The 24,715-nt window shown below is 68.2% G+C and carries 14 protein-coding genes and 1 pseudogene; 8 read left to right on the top strand and 7 right to left on the bottom strand.

Annotated features, from left to right (window positions below; genetic code table 11):
- Positions 1-24: 24 nt before the first annotated feature.
- Both MB901379_RS24940 and MB901379_RS02505 read right to left on the bottom strand, forming a co-directional pair.
- Complete coding sequence (locus MB901379_RS24940) at positions 25-2,577, bottom strand: IniB N-terminal domain-containing protein (protein WP_158015215.1); 2,553 nt, start codon at positions 2,575-2,577, stop codon at positions 25-27.
- A gap of 292 nt (positions 2,578-2,869) precedes the next feature.
- The gene (locus MB901379_RS02505) at positions 2,870-3,409 is read right to left on the bottom strand and encodes an Rv0340 family IniB-related protein (protein ID WP_158015214.1); all 540 of its coding nucleotides are present in this window, start codon (positions 3,407-3,409) and stop codon (positions 2,870-2,872) included.
- A gap of 195 nt (positions 3,410-3,604) precedes the next feature.
- Here MB901379_RS02505 and iniR point away from each other — a divergent pair, with 195 nt between their 5' ends.
- From iniR to MB901379_RS02485, 4 genes are all read left to right on the top strand, one after another.
- On the top strand, positions 3,605-6,070 hold the full coding sequence (gene iniR, locus MB901379_RS02500; protein ID WP_158015213.1) for an isoniazid response ATPase/transcriptional regulator IniR: 2,466 nt from the start codon (positions 3,605-3,607) through the stop codon (positions 6,068-6,070).
- A 227-nt stretch (positions 6,071-6,297) separates the two neighbouring features.
- Positions 6,298-6,867: a carboxymuconolactone decarboxylase family protein gene (locus MB901379_RS02495; protein ID WP_158015212.1), complete on the top strand. Its 570-nt coding sequence runs from the start codon at positions 6,298-6,300 to the stop codon at positions 6,865-6,867.
- A gap of 230 nt (positions 6,868-7,097) precedes the next feature.
- A complete protein-coding gene (locus tag MB901379_RS02490; RefSeq protein WP_158015211.1) occupies positions 7,098-10,046 on the top strand; it encodes a (Fe-S)-binding protein in 2,949 nt (982 codons plus the stop codon).
- Positions 10,047-10,076: 30 nt separating this feature from the next.
- Entirely contained in the window at positions 10,077-11,366 is a 1,290-nt protein-coding gene (locus MB901379_RS02485) for a pyridoxal phosphate-dependent aminotransferase (protein WP_158015210.1), read from the top strand.
- Positions 11,367-11,501: 135 nt separating this feature from the next.
- Here MB901379_RS02485 and MB901379_RS24935 read toward each other — a convergent pair whose 3' ends face one another.
- Positions 11,502-14,687: a PE family protein gene (locus MB901379_RS24935; RefSeq protein WP_158015209.1), complete on the bottom strand. Its 3,186-nt coding sequence runs from the start codon at positions 14,685-14,687 to the stop codon at positions 11,502-11,504.
- A gap of 319 nt (positions 14,688-15,006) precedes the next feature.
- Between MB901379_RS24935 and MB901379_RS02475 the strand changes: the two genes are divergently transcribed.
- From MB901379_RS02475 to MB901379_RS02465, 3 genes and pseudogenes are all read left to right on the top strand, one after another.
- On the top strand, positions 15,007-16,437 hold the full coding sequence (locus MB901379_RS02475) for a PE family protein (protein WP_158015208.1): 1,431 nt from the start codon (positions 15,007-15,009) through the stop codon (positions 16,435-16,437).
- 491 nt (positions 16,438-16,928) lie between these two features.
- Positions 16,929-18,524: a PE family protein gene (locus MB901379_RS02470; protein ID WP_158015207.1), complete on the top strand. Its 1,596-nt coding sequence runs from the start codon at positions 16,929-16,931 to the stop codon at positions 18,522-18,524.
- Positions 18,525-18,664: 140 nt separating this feature from the next.
- Positions 18,665-20,038: pseudogene (locus MB901379_RS02465) on the top strand (PE family protein); the annotation flags it as partial.
- A gap of 47 nt (positions 20,039-20,085) precedes the next feature.
- Here MB901379_RS02465 and rfbA read toward each other — a convergent pair.
- The 4 genes from rfbA to MB901379_RS02445 form a co-directional block, all read right to left on the bottom strand.
- Positions 20,086-20,952 carry a glucose-1-phosphate thymidylyltransferase RfbA gene (gene rfbA, locus MB901379_RS02460; RefSeq protein ID WP_158015205.1) on the bottom strand — a complete coding sequence of 289 codons (867 nt, stop codon included), beginning with the start codon at positions 20,950-20,952 and terminating at the stop codon, positions 20,086-20,088.
- A 29-nt stretch (positions 20,953-20,981) separates the two neighbouring features.
- Positions 20,982-21,356 carry a nuclear transport factor 2 family protein gene (locus MB901379_RS02455; RefSeq protein WP_158015204.1) on the bottom strand — a complete coding sequence of 125 codons (375 nt, stop codon included), beginning with the start codon at positions 21,354-21,356 and terminating at the stop codon, positions 20,982-20,984.
- Positions 21,357-21,394: 38 nt separating this feature from the next.
- Entirely contained in the window at positions 21,395-22,150 is a 756-nt protein-coding gene (locus MB901379_RS02450; protein ID WP_158015203.1) for a maleylpyruvate isomerase family mycothiol-dependent enzyme, read from the bottom strand.
- Between the two features lie 390 nt (positions 22,151-22,540).
- Positions 22,541-23,158, bottom strand: a complete 618-nt coding sequence (locus tag MB901379_RS02445) for a TetR/AcrR family transcriptional regulator (RefSeq protein ID WP_158015202.1) — start codon at positions 23,156-23,158, stop codon at positions 22,541-22,543.
- A 66-nt stretch (positions 23,159-23,224) separates the two neighbouring features.
- On the opposite strand from MB901379_RS02445, the gene MB901379_RS02440 reads away from it, so the two are divergent.
- A complete protein-coding gene (locus tag MB901379_RS02440) occupies positions 23,225-24,634 on the top strand; it encodes a cytochrome P450 (RefSeq protein ID WP_158015201.1) in 1,410 nt (469 codons plus the stop codon).
- Positions 24,635-24,715 lie beyond the last annotated feature (81 nt).

Raw genomic sequence — 24,715 nt, 5'->3', positions numbered from 1 at the left:
GTTCGCGGTACGGATTCTGCAGAATCAGAACCCGTGCGGGCCGAACGGGCCGTGCGACGGCGGCTCGGTGTGCACCGGCGGCGTGTGTGCCGCTGGCGGCTCATGACCGAACACCGAGGGGCTCGGCGGCTCGTAGTGCGCCGGCGGCTCGGCCGGCGCGTGCTGCGGCGGCGTCATCACCGGCGTGTGCTCCACCGGTGGAGTGTGCGCCGGTAGTGGCGTGGGCATCGGAGCGTGCGGCACCGGCGCATTGATGACCGGCGGGTTTATCCCACCGTGGCCGACGCTGTCGCCCGGGCTCTGGATCACCGGGCCGCTCGACGGCGGACTCACGTGACCACCCGCCCCGGAACCGGCGGCGCCGCCACCCTGGATGACCGGACCCTCGCCAGCGGGGAAACTCGGGCCATGCTCAGCCGGAGTCTCACCACCCGCGGGTGCGCCACCAGCAGAGACGCCACCGCCTCCCAGCGCGGCACCCTCGTACCCGAGAATGTCTCCGTGTGCCCCGGCGCCTCCGCCGGCACTCGTTGCGCCGCCCGTCCCAGCCGAGGTACCGCCGCTGACCCCGGCCGCAGTTCCAGCGTCGAACCCGGCCGACGCGCCACCTCCGGCACCAAAACCGGCTCCGGCGCCCGCGCCGGACTGGGCTGCGACGCCGGCCCCCACCGACTGAGGATTCAGGTGGGCCCCCGGCAGGTTGCTTTCACCGCTCACGGCGCCGCGGCCGCTCGCACCGATACCCAGGCCTGCGCCGCCAGTGACACCGCCCTGACCGCCCACGCCGACTCCTGCTAGGGGACCGGAAATATGCGGAGTTGCCGCGCCGTTGATTGCGGCACCCTCGCTGGCGATCAATCCGGCCTGACCGCTTGCCCCCAGCGATGCATTGCCGCCTATGCCGGTGATGCCGCTGACATTGCCCACACCCGCGAGTCCGCCACCGACCGATCCACCGGCCTGGCCGCTCAACGCGGCCTGACTGCTAATTCCCAGGCCCGCTTGGCTGGCGATACCTGCCGAACCGCCGGCAGCAAGACCCGCTTGGCTAACGATGCCCGCCTGACCAGCAAGACCCGCTTGACTAACGATGCCCGCCTGACCAGCAAGACCGGCCTGACCGGCAACGGCGCCCGCGGCACCAACCGCACCACCTGCCTGGCCGCCGACTCCAACGCCACCTTGGCTGCCAACCCCAAACTGAGCGCCCGCCCCGCCGCCAGCCTGACCACCAACGCTGATTTGGCCGTTTCCGGCTACGCGGCTGCCGATACCAGCGCCAGCACCAATCACACCGCCGGCCTGACCACCAAACCCGGCACCGGCACCAAGACCACCACCGATCGCACCGCCAGCCGGACCACCAACACCCGCACCAGCACCAGCACCAGCACCAGCACCAGCACCAAGGCCACCACCGATCGCACCACCAGCCTGACCACCAAACCCGGCACCAATCACACCGCCAGCCTGACCACCAACACCAACACCAGCATCAAAGCCACCACCGATCGCACCACCGGCCTGACCACCAACACCCGCACCAGCACCAGCACCAGCACCAGCACCAAGGCCACCACCGATCGCACCACCAGCCTGACCACCAAACCCGGCACCAATCACACCGCCAGCCTGACCACCAACACCAACACCAGCATCAAAGCCACCACCGATCGCACCACCGGCCTGACCACCGAAACCAACGCCTGCTTGGCCACCTAATCCGGTAGCCCCGCCGATTCCAGCCAGACCACCCAGACCGGCACTGCCGCCGAAGAGGGCCCCTCCGCCGATCTCGCCACCAATACCGGCCTGACCACCGATACCACCACCGAGGCCCAGGCCAGCACCGCCGCCAACACCCAGCCCAGCACCAACCTGGGCGCCAATTCCAGCTTCAAAACCCGCACCGAAAGCCAGACCGGCCTGAGCACCGACACCCGTCTGAGCTCCTAGGCCAAGACCCAGTCCGGCGCCCAGTTGAGCGTCGAACCCAGCCTCAAAAGCAGCCCCAATACCCAGACCCGCCTGAGCACCCACACCCACCTGGCCGCCAAAGCCACCCGTTGACTCGGCGAACGCAAGACCGGGAATGAATCCACCTGTAGCACCCGTTTGCCAACCAAGCCCGCCCTGGCTCCAAAGCCCGGAACTCAGACCGCTAGTCAGCCCACCGGCCAATCCAGCACCTATATCAGTCGCGACGACATTGGCCATGGAGGCGCCGGCGTCTCCCGCGAACAGGCCCGCACTACTCGCGATGACTCCCGCATCACTTGCGGCAGCTCCGACGTCGCCTGCGATAACACCGGCATCCTGAGCGACAAACGTAGAAGCGCCCGCATCAGAAGCCGGGGCGAAGCCGTACTGATCGGCCACCGCCTGCTGCAAACCGCCGATCGGGTCGCCAGCGCCAAGATTCAGGAAGGGCAGCGCGCTGACCGCAGCAGAAACCTCTGCGGGCGACACATCGATCAACCCGGCATTGGTCATGGCCTGCCCAGGCGCCGACACGAATGACCGTGCCGCATCTTCGCTACGAAACAGGCTCAGGATGTAGTCCACCAGCGAGGTCATTTCATGTCCCTTCAATCGAATCGGTGAAGTTGTTCGCCGAAACGTCCGGCGCTCTGCCATAGACGTTATGGATTCAGCCCACCCCCGAAATCGGGGTCAGATCCCCCAGCCGGTCGAGCACCCACCGGGATCGACCGGGACTCCCCATTAGGGGATTAGGGGAAATCAGGCTTACCCCCAATGCCTGTGTCGAAGCCACCCCCATTAACGGCATCTCTGCACGTCAAAGGCTAATAGCCCGCCACTACAAACCAGTGGTCAGATCAGTTCGGATCGATAACGAAAGGTGAAGTCACCCGTGGATGTCGAACCCGTGGTGATCGGGGTCGACCGGGTGTGGATGACTGACCGAATGGTCCCAGATAGCCGGATCGTCGGCCGGTAAGGCACCATGATCAACGGTCGGGTCAGCGGTCTCAGCACCCGTGAACAGCACTGACGGTTCGTGCGGCTCGATCGCCGCGGGATACCCATCACGGGGCGCCAGGTCAGGCGCGGGGGCAGCCGGTTGGTTGATCACGCTGGTCATCGGTTCCTGATGATGGACCACGTCCGCAGCTTGGTGCGGCGAGAACGCATCCAGGGCAGCTGCCGCCGCGCCACTTGCCCATACGTTGTCGTGGTCAGCAATTTGCCCTCCGCTAGCGGCGCCGGCCGGCCCGGCCATCGACAGCGAATCCGACACCATAGGGATCAGATTGTTCACGTCGGCGCTGGTCACGTTGGCAAGATGAGCATCGGCGATGGCCTGCGCAGGGTCCGCCGCATAGCGCGCCGCGGCCTCCGGGTCACGCACGAGCGCGATGACGAAGTCGAGTAACGAGTTTGCCATCTCGCGCCTCCAAACCGAACATCGCTCGCGTTAGCACGATGCTATCGGTTGTCGCCGGCTCTGCATTCGGTGTCTAACCCGCCCACCCCTCGACCCCATTAGGGGGTGGCCCATTAGGGGAATGGTGGGGTTTCGGGGCAACACCGGATATGGTGAGGAAGCCGCCTTTGACCGCCTGCGGAGCACCCGGGGGGGATGAAATCTGAGCCACTCGCTGGTCGCGCGCAATCTGGCGACGTATCCGTGACCGATTCCCGCACCGAAGTCCCCGGGGCCGTGCGCGACGTCGTCGAGGAACTGGCAAGCACCGGCACGACACCGGTCAAGGTGCTGATCGGCGGAGGCATCGGAACCGGCAAGACGACCATCCTGGCCGTCCTGCGCGACGCCGCGCGCCGAGCAGGACTAACCGTTCTCACCCACCCGGCAGCAGATGGTGATCCCTGCGATGCCGCCCTCGTCATCGACGACGCCCACCTGCTGGCCGACGCCGAATTGCGGCGACTGATCGAGCGGGTTGCCGATCCCCAGGCGACGGTGGTCGTGGCTACCGAAATTCACGAACAACGCTCCGCTCTGCGTGACCTGATGACAGCCATCGAACGAAACCGTCCTCGAATATCGCTTGGACCACTGACGGTGGCCGCGGACCTACGGGACAGCACCGCTGGAGTGCCGTTTTTGGTTCACGCGGTCTCCGAAGCACCGCACCCACCTGCGAAAGCGGCCAAGTTCGCTCTTATCCAGCGGTTGCGCCGACTCGACGAACCAACCCTGGACGCCTTGCTCATCATGTCGCTCACGCACGAACTAGGCGCTGCCGATGTGAGCGCCGCACTTGGGGTGTCCGTACCGGACGCTCGCCAGCTGGTCGATCGCGCGTGGGCCAGCGGGCTCCTTGAGCCGTCGTACAGCTCGGCATTCCGGCAAACCGTTCATGATGCCGTCGCCCAACTCGTGGGCAACGCACATCACCACGAGGTTGAAAGCGCGCTCTTGCGTTGCCAACTCGACATCGCGGCGGTGCCAGAGGATCTGGCGCTACGGCTGGCCGAACACGGGCTGCGTGACGACCGATTGGCGGACATCCTCTCCCACTATGCCGCCGAAGCAAGCGGCGAATCCGCCTACACCGCACGGCTATACGGGGCGGCGGTTGATGCCGGCGCCAAACGGCTGACGTCCCGCTGGGCTGATGCGCTCGCCCTCGCCGGAGATTGCGCAGCGGCGGCAGCACTCGCCGACGATCTACTCGGCTCGCCGGATACCGCCGAACGCGCGGCCGCGGTGCGGATCGCGGCCAGCGTCGCGGTCCATGACGGCAACACCGGCCAGGCGGCGGAGTTGTTCGGTTGGCTGGGCTCACACCCAGACACGGTGGTGGGCTCGGCGGCGGCAATCGCGCTCACCGCCGCGGGCGAGTTGACGGCGGCGCAAAGTGCTCTGCACCCCAAGGACACCAGCCCGCCGACCATGGCGGCGCGCGCCGCACGCAGTCTCGCCGAGGGACTGCTGCTGACCATGGATCAGCCGTACCCAACCGCCATGGCGAAGCTGGGGCAGGCTATCGCGGCGGAACAATCGATCAGGGAAGTCATTCCGGACAGCCCATCGGCACTGGTGACCATGGTCGCGATACACGGCGGCGATCCGGCCCGCGCCCGCAGTGTGATCGGGCGTGCCCTGCGAATCGATGCGGATACCGTGTTCCACAGCCGGCACCTGCTGTTGTCCGGATGGATCAAGATGCATGACGGTCAACTCCCGGCGGCCGCCGCGGATGTCGCCGCCGCCGGCTCCGGCACAGAGCTGCACCGACGAGATGCCTTGTGGGCGGCGGCACTACAAACCGCGCTAGCGCGTCGCAGCGGCGACGCCGGGGCGCTGCAAAAGCATTGGTACGCCGCCATGGAGGTGCTAGCCGAATACTCCGTCGACCTGTTCACACTGCTGCCCCTGGGTGAATTGTGGGTCGCCGCAGCCCGAATGCGTCAGGTGGACCAGCTCGACCACTTCTTGGGGCAGGCGTTCGCGCTCTTGAATTCGCTGGGCAATCCCGCGTTGTGGTCGACCTCGCTGCGTTGGGCTGGGGTACACGCCGGAATCCTTGCCAATTCGCCAGAGTCCGTGGCGCCGCACGGCCAGGCGCTGCGGGCGGCGGCCGCGCATAGCCCCCTCGCGCAGACCCTGTCCGGTGCCGGCAGGACATGGCTGCGGGTGCTCGCCGATCAAGTGGACATCGATGAGGTAACCGTGGCAGCTCGGTCGCTATCGCACGTTGGCCTGACCTCTGACGCGACCCGCCTTGCCGGTCAGGCCGCACTGCAGGCTCCCGATGCCCGGGTCTCGGGAGCCATGTTGCAACTGGCCCGGGATCTCAAGGCGGGCGCTGACATCGGCGAGTCCACCGATGCAGAGCCGGCTACCGCCGCAGCCCCGCTACCCGGGGGGCCGCGGACGGGTTCGCCACTGTCCAATCGCGAACGCGAAGTCGCCGAGTTGCTGGTGCTGGGCATGCCGTACCGCGATATCGGCGGTCAGTTGTTCATTTCGGCAAAAACCGTCGAGCATCACGTCGCGCGCATTCGCCGGCGGCTCGGCGCGGGCTCTCGATCGGAGATGTTGTCGATGCTGCGAACGATGTTGGCACCACCGGAGTGAGCCACACCACGCCTAAGAGAGCCGGCCAGGCCGAGGCGTAGTCGGGTTCGTGTGCGCGCCACGTTATACAGGGATGTCGGCGCACACGACGCAGAGGTGGAAGTGCGGGATCTCGACACGTGTCGGCGAAGCGGTGTCGGATTGCACTTGTCGCGGGCCGTGTCGCGGGGCGCCGCCCGATCGGCCCCTTTAACGTCGACGGCAGTGTGAGTGGGAGGAAACGACGTATGGCCCAGCTACCGGATCCGACCGACCAGCTGGAGGCCGAGGACAAGGCCATCTTCGACCGGATGGCATCGGTACGCGCCCATGCCGAGGGCCGCGCCCGGCTCGGTGAGGTGTACGTACGGATGTTCAATAACCCCGCGTTGGCCGGCAAAGTCGGTGCTCTGGGCGAACACTTGCGCTTCCATGGCACGCTGCCCGATGACATCCGTGAGCTGATAATCCTGCGCTTCGCCACTAGGCAGGGCTCCGGCTACGAATGGAGCCACCACCAGCGCCCCGCTCAACAGGCAGGCGTCTCCGCGGACACGATCGCGGAACTCACCGCCGGCGCGGTGCCAGCCACCCTGCCAAACGCGTCCCAAGCCGTACTGCAGGCAGTCGACGCGGTAACTGCCAAAAGGTCAATCCCGAGCGGCATCCAGGATCGGATCGTGGCTGCCTACGGAGAAGCCGGGGTGGTCGAACTTGTGGTGTTATGCGGGCTGTACGCGACGATGAGCTACATGGTGTTCGCGTTCGACATCCCGATCGAGGACGGCCTGCCGACACCGCCCGATCCACTGCGCTAAGTGCCGCCGGATGCGGATGCCACCGTCAATCGTGTCGAGATCACGCCGATAAGCGATCACCGGCCAGCAATACTGTGAGTCAACTTAGGACAACCTATCTCGCGCGCAAAGCGGTACGGATGTCACGATGGGCAGGTTAACCAGGCAGCAAAGACGCAGCGCCCGTAAACCGACAACGAATGGGCGTGGCTTGGTGAAGCCGGAATGACTACGAATTGGGGTGACCTTCGGTGACCACGCAGATGCTCATCAGGCTGATAGTGGGAATGGGCATGACCGCGTTGGTGGTCGTGTTCGCACTGCGCCGGGTCTGGTGGCTGTACAAGCTGACGATGTCTGGGCAGCCGGCCTCCGGGCGCACCGACAACGTCGGCGCCCGCGTCTGGACGCAAATCAGCGAGGTTTTCGGGCAGCGCCGGCTGCTGAAATGGTCGATCCCGGGTGTCGCGCACTTCTTCACCATGTGGGGCTTCTTCATCCTGCTCACGGTCTACATCGAGGCCTACGGCTTCCTCTTCGAGGAGCAGTTCCACATCCCGATCATCGGTCGGTGGGACGCACTGGGCTTCCTGCAAGACTTCTTTGCCACCGCCGTCTTTCTCGGCATCGCTACCTTCGCCGTCATCCGTATCGTGCGGAACCCCCGCGAGATCGGTCGGAGTTCACGGTTCTACGGCTCACACAATGGCGGCGCATGGCTTGTCCTATTCATGATCTTCAACGTCATCTGGACCTATGTGCTGGTCCGGGGTTCGGCGGTCAACAACGGGACGCTGCCCTACGGCAAAGGCGCTTTCCTTTCCCAACTCTTCGGCGCCATCCTGCGTCCGCTGGGCCAGCCAGCCAACGAGATCATCGAAACCACGGCGCTGCTCCTGCACATCGCCGTCATGCTCGCGTTCTTGATCATCGTGCTGCACTCCAAGCACTTGCACATCTTCCTGGCGCCGATCAACGTCACCTTCAAACGACTGCCCGATGGGCTCGGCCCGTTGCTGCCGGTTGAATCCGACGGCAAGCCGGTCGACTTCGAGAATCCGCCCGATGAAGCGGTTTTCGGCCGCGGGAAGATCGAGGACTTCACCTGGAAGGGCATGCTCGACTTCGCCACCTGCACCGAGTGCGGCCGCTGCCAATCGCAGTGCCCGGCCTGGAACACCGGCAAGCCGCTGTCACCCAAGCTCGTCATCATGGACCTGCGCGACCACTGGATGGCCAAGGCCCCCTACATCCTTGGCGAGAAGACTGCAGATCCGATCGAGGGTCTTGACCTGGAGAGCGCCGCCGAAGAGGGCCACCATGTGCCGGAATCCGGGTTCGGCCGGGTCCCTGGGCACGGACCCGAGCAAGCGGCTCGTCCGCTGGTCGGCACCGCCGAACAGGGCGGTGTCATCGATCCGGACGTGTTGTGGTCGTGCGTGACCTGCGGCGCCTGCGTCGAGCAGTGCCCGGTGGATATTGAACACATCGACCACATCGTCGACATGCGCCGCTACCAGGTGATGATGGAGTCGGAGTTCCCCTCCGAGTTGTCGGTGCTGTTCAAGAACCTGGAAAACAAGGGCAATCCGTGGGGCCAGAATGCCTCGGACCGGACCAACTGGATCGACGAAGTCGATTTCGACGTCCCGGTCTACGGCGAGGATGTCGACAGCTTTGACGGCTACGAGTACCTGTTCTGGGTGGGCTGCGCGGGCGCCTACGACGACAAGGCCAAGAAAACCACCAAGGCCGTCGCCGAGCTGCTCTCCATCGCCGGGGTGAAGTTTTTGGTGCTGGGCAGCGCGGAAACCTGCAACGGCGACTCCGCCCGCCGGTCCGGCAACGAGTTTTTGTTCCAACAGCTGGCCCAGCAGGCCGTCGAGACCCTCGACGGGCTGTTCGAAGGCGTCGAAACGGTCGACCGCAAGATCGTCGTCACCTGCCCACACTGCTTCAACACCCTCGGCAAGGAGTACCGCCAGCTAGGCAGCAACTACACCGTGTTGCACCACACCCAACTACTCAACCGGTTGATCCGGGACCACAGATTGGTCCCTGTGACTCCCGTATCTCAGGACATCACCTACCACGACCCGTGTTATTTGGGCCGACACAACAAGGTCTACGAGGCACCCCGTGAGCTGATCGGCGCCGCGGGGGCGAACCTGACCGAAATGCCGCGCCACGCCCAGCGCAGCTTCTGCTGCGGCGCCGGCGGCGCTCGCATGTGGATGGAAGAACACATCGGCAAGCGGATCAACCACGAACGCGTCGACGAGGCACTGGCCACTAACGCCTCCGCCATCGCTACCGCGTGCCCGTTCTGTCGTGTGATGGTGACCGACGGCGTCAATGACCGGCAGGAAGAGGCCGGTCGCACCGGTGTCGAGGTGCTTGACGTGGCTCAGGTGCTGCTCGGGTCACTCGACCGCGACAAGGTGACGCTGCCGGCGAAGGGCACCGCCGCAAAGGAGGCCGAGAAGCGAGCCGCCAAAGCGGAGAAGGTGGCACCCAAAGCCAGCACGGCAACCGCACCGACTGAGGCAACCGCCGAGGCTCCGACCGAGGCCGAGACACCAGCGTCCGCTGCCCCCGTGGCACCGGTCAAAGGTTTGGGCATAGCGGGTGGCGCCAAGCGCCCTGGCGCCAAGAAAGCCCCGGCACCGGCCAGCTCGGCAGCTGAAGCCAAGACAACCGAAGCCCCGGCGGCACCGGCTAAAGGTCTCGGCCTTGCCGCGGGCGCCAAGAAACCGGGCGCCAAGAAAGCCCCAGCAGCCCCGGCAGCAGAGGCTCAATCCGGCGCGCCGGAAGCACCGGCCGCCCCCGCCGCGCCGGCCAAAGGCCTGGGTATCGCCGCCGGCGCCAAACGGCCAGGCGCCAAGAAGGCTGCACCCCAGGCCGCTGCGGCTCCGGAAACGGCCGATGCAGCGCAGGCAAACGAGGCACCGGTCGAACCGGCCAAACCTGCCGCACCGGTCAAAGGCCTGGGTATCGCCGCCGGCGCCAAGCGACCGGGGGCCAAAAAGACACCTGCCCAAGCAGCACCGGCGGCACCCGCCGAAACGGAACCCGAAGCAAAATCCGAGCCGGAGCCGTCCAAGCAAACCGACGGGGACTCCACCCCATCCGCTCCGCCGACGGCGCCGGTGAAAGGGCTAGGTATGGCGCCCGGCGCGCGTCCACCGGGCAAGCGCTGATCACGGTTTGGCACCCATCAGCAAATATCGGTGGACAGCGATGAGACCATGGTGGACGTGACTACCCACCAGCTGCCCGGGCACGCTTCCAGCCATCAGCGCCAGCGCCCCTTCGCGCAGTCGTCCAAGCTTCAGGACGTCTTGTACGAGATCCGCGGCCCCGTGCACCAGCACGCCGCGCGGCTGGAGGCCGAAGGGCACCGCATCCTCAAGCTCAACATCGGCAATCCGGCGCCGTTTGGCTTCGAGGCTCCCGACGTGATCATGCGCGACATGATCCAGGCGCTACCGTACGCACAGGGCTACTCCGATTCCCAGGGCATCCTGCCTGCCCGGCGCGCCGTCGTAACCCGCTACGAACTCGTCGACGGCTTCCCCCGGTTTGATGTCGACGACGTCTATCTGGGCAACGGGGTATCCGAGCTGATCACCATGACGCTGCAGGCCTTGCTGGACAACGGCGATCAGGTGTTGATCCCGGCGCCGGACTACCCCCTGTGGACGGCGTCGACCTCCCTGGCGGGTGGCACGCCGGTGCACTACCTGTGCGACGAGACGCAGGACTGGCAACCGGATATTGCCGATCTGGAGTCCAAGATCACCGAGCGGACCAAGGCGCTTGTCGTGATCAACCCGAACAACCCCACCGGCGCGGTCTACAGCCGCGAGATCCTTACGCAGATGGTGGAGTTGGCGCGCAAGCACCAACTGCTGCTGCTAGCCGATGAGATCTACGACAAAATCCTCTACGACGATGCCAAGCACATCAGTGTGGCTTCGCTTGCCCCGGATATGTTGTGCCTCACGTTTAATGGCCTGTCCAAAGCCTACCGGGTGGCCGGGTACCGGGCGGGGTGGTTGGCAATCACCGGGCCTAAGGACCATGCCAGCAGCTTCATCGAAGGAATCAACCTGCTGGCCAATATGCGGCTGTGCCCCAATGTGCCGGCGCAGCATGCGATTCAGGTGGCGCTGGGTGGCCACCAAAGCATCGAGGACTTGGTACTTCCTGGGGGCCGCCTACTCGAGCAGCGCGACCTCGCCTGGACCAAACTCAACGAGATTCCCGGAGTGTCATGCGTCAAGCCGACCGGTGCGCTGTATGTGTTTCCGCGGCTGGACCCCGAGGTCTACGACATCACCGACGATGAGCAACTCGTGCTGGAACTGCTGCTGTCGGAGAAGATATTGGTCACGCAGGGCACCGGGTTCAATTGGCCGACACCGGATCACCTGCGCTTGGTGACGTTGCCGTGGTCACGCGAACTTGCCGCCGCGATCGAACGGCTGGGCAACTTCCTGGTCAGCTACCGCCAGTAGACCCGAAATCGGTTGCGTTCCAACAGCAGCGAATAGCCGCCGCCGTATCTGGACATGCGGGCAACCCCGGTTGTCGTCAATCCAACTTATCCGCCGGTGCCACCCACGTTGACGCCGTCGGTGGCGCACCGCCGGCTATACGACGGTGCCGTCCGAGCCGTCCGGGCCGTTCTTACCCATCAATCCGGGGCTACCGCCTTTGCCGCCACCACCGGGGATGGGACTGCCCGCGGAAGCGTGGGCGTTGCCGCCGGCCCCGCCGGCGCCGCCGCTGGCGAACTGTGTCGTACCGTTGCCCCCGCGGCCGCCATCGCCGGCGCTGGCGGTTCCGGTTCCCACGGTCGAGGCATAGCCCCCGACGCCGCCATCTCCGCCAGAGGAACCCCTGGCGGTGCCGCCATCGCCACCGTTCCCACCGATGCCGCCGGTGGCATTGGCAGTCGAGGCGCTATTGACGATGTATGCGCCCCCGCCGCCCCCGCCGGCCCCCCCGACGCCGGTGGTTCCAGCGGTGCCGGCCGCGCCAGCGCTGCCGGTGGCGTCACCGGTTCCGCTGCTGTACGCGGCACCACCTTGGCCACCGTCGCCCCCGACCGCGCCGCTGCCCCCGACACCTGGGGCGCCGCCGATTGCTTTTCCGCTTCCGTTGTTGATCCCGACACCTCCGACGCCGCCGCTGCCACCGTGGCCGGTGCCGCCGTTGCCGCCATCGCCACCGGCGCCGCCGGTGGCGGTGAGCGCTGAGGCGCTGCTGTCGATTTCCGTGAATCCACCGGCACCGCCGGCGCCGCCATCGGTGGCGCCGGCGCCGCCGTGCCCGCCGGCACCGCCCTGCGGGACAACCGTGGAGACGCCATTGTTGATGTCCGCGCCGCCGCCGGAACCGCCGGTACCACCGACTCCGGTGCTGCCGGTGCCGCCATCACCGCCGGCGCCGGCAACGATATTTCCGGTCCCGGAGGTGTAGGCAAAACCGCCGGAACCCGCGTTTCCGCCGTCGGTACCGTCGCCACCGGCACCGCCGCTTCCGCTGGTGGCAGTGGCGGTCGAAGCGCTGTTGAGGACGCTTGCGGCGCCTCCGGTCCCGCCGGCCCCGCCGGCTCCGGTGGTGCCGTTGGTGCCGGCCGCGCCGGCGGCTCCGGTGGCGTTTCCGGTTCCGTAGTTGTACGCGGCACCGCCCCAGCCACCGTTGCCGCCGACGACACCGGCGCCGCCCGTCCCGGCGGCGCCACCGAAGGCGTCGCCGGCTCCGTGGTTGACAGCACTGCCACCGGAACCGCCGCCCCCACCGTGACCGGTACCGCCGATGCCACCGGTCCCGCCGTTGCCGCCGGTGGCGTCGGCCCTGGAGCCAGCGCTATCGATAGATGCGCCGCCGCCGTCGCCACCTGCGCCGCCGTCGGCGGCACCGTCACCGCCGTGGCCGCCGGCGCCACCGACAAGGGAAACCGTAGAGGCATCGTTGTTGATCTCCGCTGCGCCGCCGGCGCCGCCGGTGCCGCCGGTGCCGATGCTGCCGGTGCCGCCGTCGCCGCCGGCGCCGGCGGCGACGTTTCCGGTCCCGTTGGTCGACGCAGCACCGCCCGCCCCGGCGTTGCCACCATCGTTCCCGTCGCCACCGGCCCCACCGGCGCCGCCCGTGGCAGTAGCGGTCGAGGCCCCATTGAGGATGTTTGCGGCGCCGCCCGCGCCCCCGGAACCGCCCACACCCCCGGCGCCCCGGGTGCCGGCGCCGCCCACGCCACCCGCGCCCCCCGCGGCATTTGTGGTTCCGTAGCTGTTCGCGCTGCCGCCGCCGCCGCCGTCACCACCGTTGCTACCGGCGCCACCGTCACCGCCTCGACCGCCAGTGCTACCCATTGCACCGCTATCGCCACCGCCGCCGCCATCGCCACCGGTCCCGCCGCCGGGTGCCGCGTTGCCACCGGCCCCGCCAGCACCGCCGTTGCCATACATGCCGCCAGCGCCGCCCTGTCCACCGTCGCCACCGTCCGCAATGGCTGGGCCGCCACCGCCATCAGCGGCATAGCCGGCCCCGCCGGCCCCGCCATTGCCTCCGTTACCCGCAATGATGGTGCCGGCCACACCGTTGGCGCCGGCAACTGCGCCAACGCCACCTGCCGACCCGCCGCTGCCGCCGGTGCCGGCCGCGCCCGGGTCACCGCCCGTACCGCCCATGCCCCCGGAGGTGGCCGCGTCGGGGCCAACCCCACCGGTGCCGCCGTTGCCGGGTGCCCCCGGATTGCCGCCGGCACCACCCGCCCCGCCGTTGCCGTTGGCGCCAGCCGTGCCAAAGAGCGCCGAACCATGCCCGCCGGCCCCACCCATGCCCCCGTTGCCGCCAGCACCGCCGTTGCCGCTGTCGCCGCCGTCACCACCGGTGGCGCCGGGCACTCCGGCGGCGGTGGCGTCCCAACCGGATCCGCCGGCCCCACCGGTCCCGCCGGCCCCACCGACGCCGCCTTGACCACCGGCGCCCCCGGTCCCGAACACCAGCCCCCCGTTACCACCCGCCCCGCCGTTGCCGGCGTTGCCCCCGTCGCCACCGGGATCGCCGACACCGCCGACCGACATCGACGTCCCCGCGATTCCTGCGGCGCCGACCGCGCCGGCGGCGCCCGCCCCACCCATGCCCCCTGCCCCGCCGTTGCCGAGCAGCACCGCGTCGCCACCAGCTCCGCCGACTCCGCCGCTCACACCGGCTCCGCTGACTCCACCGGACCCGCCGACTCCGCCGTTGCCGTACAACCAGCCACCGGTGCCACCGATCCCGCCGGCCCCACCGCCGGCCCCACCCATGCCCCCTGCACCTCCTGCGCCGATGAGGCCCGCGTCTCCGCCGGCACCGCCGGCCTGCCCCGCCGCGCCAGACCCGCCGTCACCGCCATTGCCCCACAAAATCCCTCCCGGCCCACCGTCGGCCCCGCTTCCGGCCGCCCCGTTGGTGCCGTCACCAATCAACGGACGCCCCAGCAACGCATTTGTGGGTGCATTAATCGCCGCCAGCACCTCCCGCTCCACGGTCTGCAACGGCGAGGCGTTGGCCGCTTCGGAGGCCGTGTAGGCGCCTCCTGCCCCGTTCAACGCCCGCACAAACTGGTCATGAAACGCCGCCGCCCGAGCACTGAGCGCCTGATAGGCCTGGCCGTAGCCAGAAAACAGCGCCGCAATCGCCTCCGACACCTCATCACCGGCAGCGGCCACCACCCCGGTCGTCGACCCGACGGCCGCGACGTTGGCCGCGCCTACCGAGGAGCCAATGCCCGCCACGTCCGCCGCCGCCACTGCCAACGTCTCCGGCGCTGCCATCACATACGACATCACAAGCCTCCCAGCCGATTAGCCCCGCGACCACCAGCGACACACCCAGAACACGCAAATCGTATCCATAGCAAAACCACATGATTGGCTACTCAGGTTCTTCTACGCGTTCACACAGGTACCACGCAGAAACACGGCAGCACGTCGGCGATAGCAGCAAGTTCTATGTGCAAAGCCTTAGAACCACTGCGAAGGCGGTCCAGGGCCCCGCCCACGCGAGGACGATAGATTCCGCTCCCACCGATTGATGGTTGAGCGGCGATCGTTGGGCGGCATCGACAGTGCATCGTTGGTCGCTACGTATTGGTTAGGTATCGAAATGTCTTTTGTGATCACAGCGCCGGAGTCGCTGGCATCGGCAGCCAGCAATCTCACCAGCCTCGGGTCTGCGATCGACGCGGCAAACACGGCCGCCGCGGCACACACCACCACCGTGCTTGCCGCGGGTGCCGACGAGGTGTCGGCGGCCGTCGCGGCGTTGTTCGGCGCGCAGGGCCGCATCTACCAGGCGATAAGCGTGCAAGCAACAGCGTTTCATGAGCGGTTTGTGCAGGCCTTGACCGCCGGTGGGGCCTCGTACGCGGCGGCCGAAGCCGCTGCCGCATCGCCGCTGCTCGATGCGATCAACGCCCCTATCCTGGCCGCTACCGGTCGTCCATTGATCGGGAACGGCGCCAACGGCGCCCCAGGGACGGGGGCGGACGGCGGGGCCGCCGGTTGGTTGATCGGCAACGGCGGGGCCGGTGGGTCCGGAGCTCCCGGGCTGCCCGGTGACAGCGGGGGCAATGGCGGCAATGGCGGCGCCGGCGGACTGTTGTTCGGCACCGGCGGAGCCGGCGGGGCCGGCGGGAGCTCATCGAGCATCGTCGATCCGGTGCCGGGCGGGAACGGCGGGGACGGCGGGGCCGGTGGGCTGTTGTTCGGCCGCGGCGGAGCCGGTGGTGCCGGCGGATTCGGCAACAGCTCCACCGGCGGGGACGGCGGGCTCGGCGGCGCCGGTGGACTGTTCGGCACCGGCGGCGCCGGGGGGATCGGCGGGTTCGGCACCTTTGGTGGTGCGGGCGGGCCCGGCGGCACTGGCCTGCTCGCCGCCGGCGGAGCCGGCGGCACCGGGGGATCGGGCATGACGACCGGCGGCAACGGCGGGGCGGGCGGGGCCGCCGTTGGGATCTTCGGCGCCGGCGGTGTCGGCGGCAGCGGTGGGGAGGGCGGCCTCTTCGGCGGGAACGGCGGGGTAGGCGGAAATGGCGGTCTGCTCTCCGGTAGTGGCGGGACCGGCGGCGACGGTGGGCCGGCCACCATCGGCAACGAGGCCGGGGCTGGCGGAGCGGGCGGCAACGCCGGCATGCTCTTCGGTGCGGGCGGGGCCGGCGGGGACGGCGGATTCGGCCTCAGCGCGGCCGACGGCGGGGCCGGCGGGAACGGCGGCAACGCCGGCATGCTCTTCGGTGCGGGCGGGGCCGGCGGGGCCGGCGGGGACAGCGTCGGCGGCGCCATCGGCGGAGCCGGCGGGAACGGCGGCAAGGCTGGACTGATCGGCCAGGGTGGTGACGGCGGCGCCGGCGGGAGTAACAACACGGCACCGGGCACCGGCGGTGTGGGCGGTAAGGGCGGCGACGCCGTGCTGATCGGGAACGGCGGTAATGGCGGCAACGCCGGGATCGGCAAGGCGGGGCCGGGCAGCGCCGGCGCCGGCGGTATCGGCGGGCTACTGATCGGCGAGGACGGGCTGGCCGGCCAGGTGCCGTAGTCGTCGGTCCGGTCCGAAGACGGCTCCGGGCGGGCACGGGGTGTGGCGGCGGTGCGCCCACACAGTCTCGCGTGCACGCCGCAAGTTGCTTCTCGGATGGTGTACGACGACACCAAGGACATCGGCCTGGCCAGCCGTAGCGCGCCCAACCGTTGCTGGCCTGGCGAAAAAATGCGGTCTTGCCGGATACCCGGCCTGTTGGCTGGCAATCGCCGGACGGCGCCGGCCGCTCGAGCAACGCGACGCCGATTCTGGTCGCCCACGGTGCCGGGTTCCATGGACCAACACCGGATATCGTGCGCCTGGGGCCCAAGAAATGGCAGGTGACTCGTACCGTCGACGGTCGGGCACAAGCGCGCTGAATTTATCGCGAAAACCCCGCAATTTCGCTGCGCAGCGAGCGAAGATGTGTTTCTGCCGATCGCTCGGTGGTGACGGGGCGATCACCGGTCTCATGACGTCATGGTCATGACGCATTTGTGAGGTGCCACATGTCGTTTGTGATCGCAGTGCCGGACAACCTCGTTACGGCAGCTTCAGATTTGACCGGTATCGGATCGGCGCTCAGCGCTGCCAACGCAGCCGCGGCCACCCGGACAACCGGGCTGCTGGCCGCGGCCGAAGACGAGGTGTCGTCGGCCATCGCGGCGCTCCTTTCTGCGCACGGCCAAAGTTTTCAAGCCTTCAGCTCCCAAGCGGCGGCGTTTCACGCCCAATTCGTGCAGTCTTTGACCGCGAGTGCGGGCACATATGCCAGTGCCGAGGCCACCGCAGCCTCACAGTTACAGGGCGTGCTGGATCTGCTCAACGCGCCGACCCAGGCGCTGCTGGGACGCCCGCTGATCGGCAACGGCACCAACGGGGCCCCGGGAACCGGGGCCAACGGCGGCGACGGCGGGATCCTGTTCGGCAACGGAGGTGCCGGCGGCTCCGGAGGGGCCGGCCAGCCCGGCGGCAAGGGCGGCGCTGCGGGAATATTCGGCAACGGCGGAGCCGGTGGCACCGGCGGGAAGGGCGGAGTCGTCGGCGCGAACGGCGGTGCCGGCGGGAGCGGAGGGCTGTTCGGTACCGGTGGAGCCGGCGGTACCGGCGGGACCGGCACCAACGCCGGCGGGCTCGGCGGCGACGGCGGCACCGGCCTCTTCGCTCCCGGCGGGGCGGGAGGCACCGGCGGGGAGGGCGGCACCAGCGGTGGCGACGGCGGGATGGGTGGCACCGGGCTCTTCGCACCCGGCGGCACCGGCGGGACCGGTGGCAATGGCGGTACTGCCGGCGGTGTTGGCGGGGCCGGCGGCACCGGAGTGTTTGCCCCCGGCGGCGCCGGCGGCACCGGCGGGCACGGCAATACCAGCGCGGGACCAGGCGGCACCGGCGGTACTGGGGTGTTCGGCGCCGGCGGAGCCGGCGGCGCCGGCGGGGCGGGCGGAGCCTTCGGCGGAAACGGCGGCGAGGGCGGCACCGGGATGTTTGCGGCCGGCGGTGCTGGCGGCATCGGCGGGGCGGGCACTACCGGCGGCGGCGAGGGCGGGGCCGGCGGGAGCGCCGGCATGCTTTACGGTGCCGGCGGCAATGGTGGCGACGGCGGGTACGGCGGCGTATTCGGCGGGAAGGGCGGGAACGGCGGTACCGGACTGTTCGCTACCGCCGGCGCCGGGGGGACCGGCGGCGCGACCGGTCCCGCCGGGACCGTCGGCGGGACCGGCGGAAACGGCGGCAACGCGGGCCTGTTCTTCGGCAACGCCGGCGCCGGTGGCGCCGGCGGGTTCGGCAAAGCCGGCGGCGCCGGCGGGGCAGGTGGGACCGGCGGCACGCTCATCGGCGCGGGTGGTAACGGTGGCGCCGGCGGCGCCGGCACCACCGCGGCGGGCGGGGCCGGCGGGGCCGGTGGTGCCGCCGGCCAGATTGGCAACGGCGGCAACGGCGGTACCGGTGGCACCGGTACGACTGGGGGCACTGGCGGTAACGGCGGCAAGGCCGTGCTGATCGGCAATGGCGGCAACGGTGGCAGCGGCGGCGGGCCGGCCGGAACCGCAGGCACCGGAGGCACCGGCGGGCAATTGCTCGGCCAGGACGGCCTGCCGGGTTGATGCCGTAACCGCGGCAACCAACACCAAACCCTCTCCTGCATCGGTCGAATACGCCTCGGCAATTTGAGGCCGATGCCTCATGCGATGCAATCGGTTTAGCGGCGACCATTTCTCCCACGCTTATCGATTGGAGATGTCAGATGTCGTTTGTGATCGCTACTCAGGAGATGTTGTTAGCGGCGGCTTCAGACTTGGGCGGTGTCGGGTCGGCTCTTAGTGCGGCCAACGCGACCGCGGCCGCTCGGACGACGGCCCTGCTGGCAGCGGGCGCCGATGAGGTTTCGGGGGCCATCGCGGCACTGTTTTCCGGGTACGCCCAGGATTATCAGGCATTGGGCGCACAGGTAGCGGTGTTCCACGAAGACTTTGTCCGGACGTTGCGCACGGGTGCGGGTTCATATGCCAGCACCGAGGCCGCCGCTGTCACGGCCTTGCAGGATCCGCTCAGCTCGGTCAACGCGCCCTTCCAGAGGTTGTTCGGCCGCCCGCTGATCGGCGACGGCACCGACGGGGCTGCGGGGACCGGCGCCAACGGCGGGGCCGGTGGACTCCTGATCGGCAACGGCGGAGCCGGCGGATCGGGAGGGCCGGGCCTGCCGGGCGGCAATGGCGGGGCGGCCGGGCTATTCGGCAACGGTGGCGCCGGCGGCGCGGGTGGAGACCTAGCCAACGGCAACGCCGGAGCAGGCGGCACCGGCGGCGCCGGTGGCCTGCTATTCGGTAACGGCGGGGCCGGCGGTGCCGGCGGGAACTCAACGACCGGCATCTACGCCGGCAATGGCGGGATCGGCGGGGCCGCTGGTCTCTTCGGGGACGGCGGCACCGGCGGGGCCGGCGGCAAAACCGGCGGCACCGTTGGGGGTGACGGCGGGGCCGGCGGGACCGGCGGCATGTTCCTCGGCTCCGGCGGGGACGGCGGCACCGGCGGGTACGGCACTATCGCCGGCGGGTCCGGCGGCGACGGCGGCAACTCCAGGGCGCTCTACGGCTCCGCGGGCGCCGGCGGCACCGGAGGATTCGGCACTTTCGCCGGCGGGTCCGGTGGGGCCGGCGGCACTGCCACCGGCTTCCTGGGTGGCGGGGGTACCGGCGGAGCCGGAGGATTCAGCGGCACCACTGACAGTGCCAACGGTGGTGCCGGCGGCGCCGGCGGTGATGGCGGATTGCTCTTCGGGGCCGGCGGCGATGGCGGTGTCGGCGGAAGCTCAGCCGGTAAGGGCGGGATCGGTGGCGCCGGCGGCACCGCTGGCCTGCTCTGGGGCGACGGCGGGGACGGCGGCCTCGGCGGGTCCGGCTACTTCTGGGGCGGCGCCGAGGGGGGCGACGGCGGCAAGGCCGGAGCCATTGGCAACGGAGGTGCGGGCGGCGATGGCGGCAGCGCCGGCGCCGCCTCGACCAGCGGCGGCAAGGGCGGCGATGGCGGCGCGGCCAGGCTGGTAGGCAATGGCGGTGACGGTGGCAACGGCGGAACCGGGCCGTACCCCGGCCAGGCCGGGGACGGCGGCACCGGCGGACGGCTCCTCGGCCTAACCGGCGCCAAAGGGTTACCGTAGTCGCGAAATCACTTGCGCTCCAACAATTCCAGCAGGTAACTACCGTACCCGGACTTGACCAGGCTGTGGGCGCGCTGGGCCAGCTGATCGTCGTCGATCCAGCCCAGCCGCCAGGCCACTTCTTCGGGAATGCTGACCTTGAGACCCTGCCGGCGTTCCAGCGTCCGAACGAAATCGGCGGCGTCCAGCAAAGAGTCGAATGTTCCGGTGTCCAGCCACGCGGTCCCGCGCGCTAGGACCTCCACCGCAAGGCGACCCTGGTTCAGATAGACCTGATTTACTTCGGTGATCTCGTACTCACCACGTGCGGATTTCTTTAGCCCTTTGGCGATCTCGATCACGTCGTTGTCGTAGAAATACAGACCGGGCACGGCGTACTGAGACTTTGGCGTGGCCGGCTTCTCCTCGAGCGACAGCGCCATGCCGTCAGCACCGAACTCGACAACACCGTACGCCGACGGGTTAGCCACCCAGTACGCGAATATTGCCCCGCCGCTGACGGATTGAAACCTCCTCAAACTGGTTCCCAGGCCCGGGCCATAGAAGATGTTGTCCCCCAACACCAATGCCACCGGATCATTGCCAATGTGATTGGCGCCGATGACGAATGCCTGCGCCAGTCCGTCAGGCCGATCCTGGGTTGCGTAGCTGATATTCACGCCGAGGTGCTGCCCATCACCGAGGAGGCGGTGGAAGCCCGGCGCGTCGTGTGGCGTGGTGATCAACTGAATATCACGGATACCGGCCATCATTAGCGTGGTCAGCGGGTAGTAGATCATCGGTTTGTCATAGACCGGCAGCAGCTGCTTGCTGATACCCATGGTGATCGGGTACAGGCGAGTACCCGAACCGCCGGCCAAGATAATCCCGCGCATGAGTGACTCCCGATTGCCTTTAGCCGACCTCAATCGACCGCGTCGGCCTGGGTCAAATCCGTGGCGGCCAGCGCCGACGCCAGGTCGTGATGGCGGAACACCGAGGTGACATGGTCGCGGACCACCCGGAATGCCGCGGCGCCGGTGGTAACCGCACCGGGATCCTCGCGGCTGATGATCTTCTGTTCGACAACGACGACACCGTCGTGCACGTACATCCGGCCCAGTTCTGCCGTCGTTGCCAGCGAACTGGCCCACCTGCGCAGCGCTTCGTGCCCCTGGACAGCTCCATGCGCGTCACCGACATCAATGTCGTCGCTGGACAGGCTGACCAGGGTCTCAAGGTCGGCAGAGTTGAGAGCGTCGGTCCAGGCCAGCACGGTGGCGATCTCCGATGTGGTCATGGTCTGCAAATTACCGTGTACCCCGGCTGGTCCCAAGATTAGAGGGGCGTGCGGTCCAGCCACTTCTGGAATACCGCGTCGTCACCGAACAGTTCGATAGCGGTGTCGGCGAGCGCGACTCGGCGAACCATGGCCAGCAAAAGCTCGGTTGCGCTCCCCCGGAGCGCCACCGCACCCTTGTCGTGCTCGTGTGACCAGGTGATCCTGCCGTCGGCGGCACGAATCGTCCATTCGCCGGCCGAACCGAGCCCGGGATCGTTGGCGTGCAGATGTATATGGTCGCCGCCTTCGAGCGGTAACGCGGCGCCCTCATTCCCGGCCTGCACCGCTATCCGCTCCAGAAACTCGCTGATACCGTCGGCTGCGACGTCGGGGTCGAGCGTGAATTCGCTGCCGGTGGCGATCGCGGCATCGGCCCGATGCACCACCACCTCGTGCAGGCGGCGGCGAATCCACCAGTATGCCGGGCGCGACCCGAGGAACGTCCAGACCGGCGTTTCCATCCCGGTGCGCTCGACGGCGTCCACCAACCGTTGTGCGCCACCGCGCAGCCAAGAGATCACGCCGTCGGAGTCCACCGGCGGCTTTCCCCCCTCGACGGTGCGCGGATCGAGGAACTGATCGGCGCACTCGATGATGAGCTGCGCCGCCCAAAGATCACCCCGCCCCACGTGCCGGACCAGTTGCTTAACCGTCCAGCCTGGGCAGGTCGGCACGGATACGGACGGATCGGCATCGCGGATCAGCTCGGCAAACGCGCGGTTCTCCTCGAGAAATGCCGCCGTATGGTCCACGCCGACAGGCTACGCCCCGGCACAGCACGGTTGACGGCCAGTGGACTATCACCGGCGCCCGGCAATGAAGCCGCAGCCGGCCGACGCGACCGCCGCCGCGTCCTGCCACGCCGTGTCGATCACTAGGTTGCGCGCGGTCGCCCCGGCGAGCAGCGCCGCGACGGTGGCGTCCCCGTAACCCGTCGAACATCGCCGTGCCGTGCGCCTGCGCCGACGCAAGACACAGCGCGGCCAGGGCCGCTGCCATCCCGCCGAATTAACACTCGTTGCAAGCCCACGCGTTCCGGCTTGGTCGTCAGCGCCGGACCCAACATCGCATTTCCATTCACCAATGAGCCACACCGCCTGCGCATTCCCCAGCCGGACAAGCGAACACGACCAACCCGGGCTCTAGCCGGCGCGCTCGACCGTCGAGTCACCGGCCACTACGGCGCCGATGTCGGCAAGCGCCTGAAGAACCTCGGCCGATCGCGGGGTGGCCGATGGGTCGGCGATCCACTGCATCATCAGGCCATCGATGACAGCCATGAGCACCGAAACCATGGTCGGGAGGCGTTCCGGCGGTTCCCTGTCAGTGCCGGCCAGCGCGGCACGGACCAGATCGACCGAATGTTGGCGCACGTCGGCGTAGCCCGCGGCGAGCCGTTCCCGTAGCGCCTCCGACCGCAGCGCCGGAGCGTAGGACTCCACGCATGCGTAGACGGCGGGCCGGATCTGCTCAAACGAATCGACGGTGGCTTCGAGAACAGCCCGAATCTGTCCGACGGGACTGGTGCAGGCGGACTGATTGAACGCCTCTTGGACGCGCTCGTTCCAGGTTGCGAAACACCGGCTGAGCACATCGTCGAGCAGCGCGTCCTTGCTGCCGAAGTGGTAGTTGATCGACGCGACGTTCACCCCGGCAGCGCGTGCGATGTCGCGCGAGCTGGTGTTGCGATAACCGCGCTCCGTTAAGCAAAGGAGCGCACCGTTGAGCAGTTTGTCTCGGTTCGTGTGCGGCTGTTGCACAGCTGCATCTTAACGTGATAAACAATCGTTTACATCAAACATTTGTTTGCGATTTTGGGGAGCGGCATGGCAAACAGGGTGGTGCGGCTCATCGGGGTCTTCAACGCCGACGGCGGCTGGCGCAATCACCACACCACAGTTCGGCGAGGCGGCGCGGTGACTTCCACCTTGCCACCCGGACCGCGGCTACCCCGCTACCTACAAAGCGTGCTGTACCTGAAGTTTCGTGACAGATTCCTGCCGGCGGTACAACGTAGGTACGGCGACGTGTTCTCGCTGCACGTGCCCCCGCACGCGGACAACCTTGTGGTCTTCACCCGTCCGGAACACATCAAAGAGATCTTCGCGGCCGATCCGACGCTGCTGCACGGGGGCGAAGGAAACCAGATCCTCAGCGTCGTCATGGGCGAACACTCCGTCCTTACCACCGACGAAGCCGAGCATGCGCGGATGCGATCACTACTCATGCCCGCGTTCACCCGCGCGGCGCTGCACGGCTACCGCGACATGATCGCTTCAGTCGCACGCGAGCACATCGCACGATGGCCGGTCGGCACCAGCGTCCCCGCCCTGGATCGCATGAACGCGCTCACCCTGGACATCATTTTGCGGGTGGTTTTCGGGGTCACTGATCCCCAGGTGACATCCGAGTTGACCGATCGCTTGCAGGGCATCATCACCGCCCATCCCCTGATCCTTGCCGGCAGCCCATACCCGCTGCTGAAACGGGTGAACCCATGGAAGCGATTCTTCGACAACAAACACCAGATCGATGCGATCCTTTATCGCGAAATCGCGGCCCGACGCGCGTCCTCGGACCTACACAGCCGCACCGACGTGTTGTCCCGGCTGTTACAGGTCGAAGACACTTCCGCCGAACCCCTCACCGATGGCGAGCTTCGCGACCAGCTCATCACGTTGTTGCTGGCCGGCCATGAGACCACCGCTGCGGCGCTGTCATGGACGTTATGGGAACTCGCCAACGCCCCCGAAATCCAGAACCAAGCCATTGCGGCGGCCGTGGCCGGCGATGACGGATTCCTCGAGGCGGTCCTGAAAGAAGGGCTACGCCGGCACACGGTAATTGCGTCCACCGTTCGCAAGGCCACCGCGCCCGTCGAGATCGGCGGCTGGCAATTGCCCGCGGGGACGGTGGTCAATACGTCCATTCTGCTCGCACACGCCAACCAGGTCACCCACCCCGAGCCGGCAGAGTTTCGTCCCGGTCGGTATCTCGACGGCACCGTGGCCCCCAACACTTGGCTCCCATTCGGCGGCGGGGTGCGCCGCTGCCTGGGCTTCGGGTTCGCGCTCACCGAGGGCGTCGTCATCCTGCGAGAAATTTTCCGCCAGTTTGACGTCACGGTCGCCGAGGCGTCCAAGGGTGAGGTCCCGCGGGTCCGCAATATCACCTCCGTTCCCAAACATGGTGCACGACTGAGGTTTAACACACAGCGCGACAGGGTTTCGGTCTGACTACCGGGCCAGCTGAGGAGTGCCACCCGCCAACGGGGCTGGCCGCCAGGGACATCGCGACAGTCCCCGCCATCGACGAGG

This window comes from Mycobacterium basiliense (assembly GCF_900292015.1).
In the GTDB taxonomy this organism is placed as follows: domain Bacteria; phylum Actinomycetota; class Actinomycetes; order Mycobacteriales; family Mycobacteriaceae; genus Mycobacterium; species Mycobacterium basiliense.
Note: the sequence above shows the minus strand (reverse complement) of the source record. Positions and strands in the feature narration are given on the sequence as shown.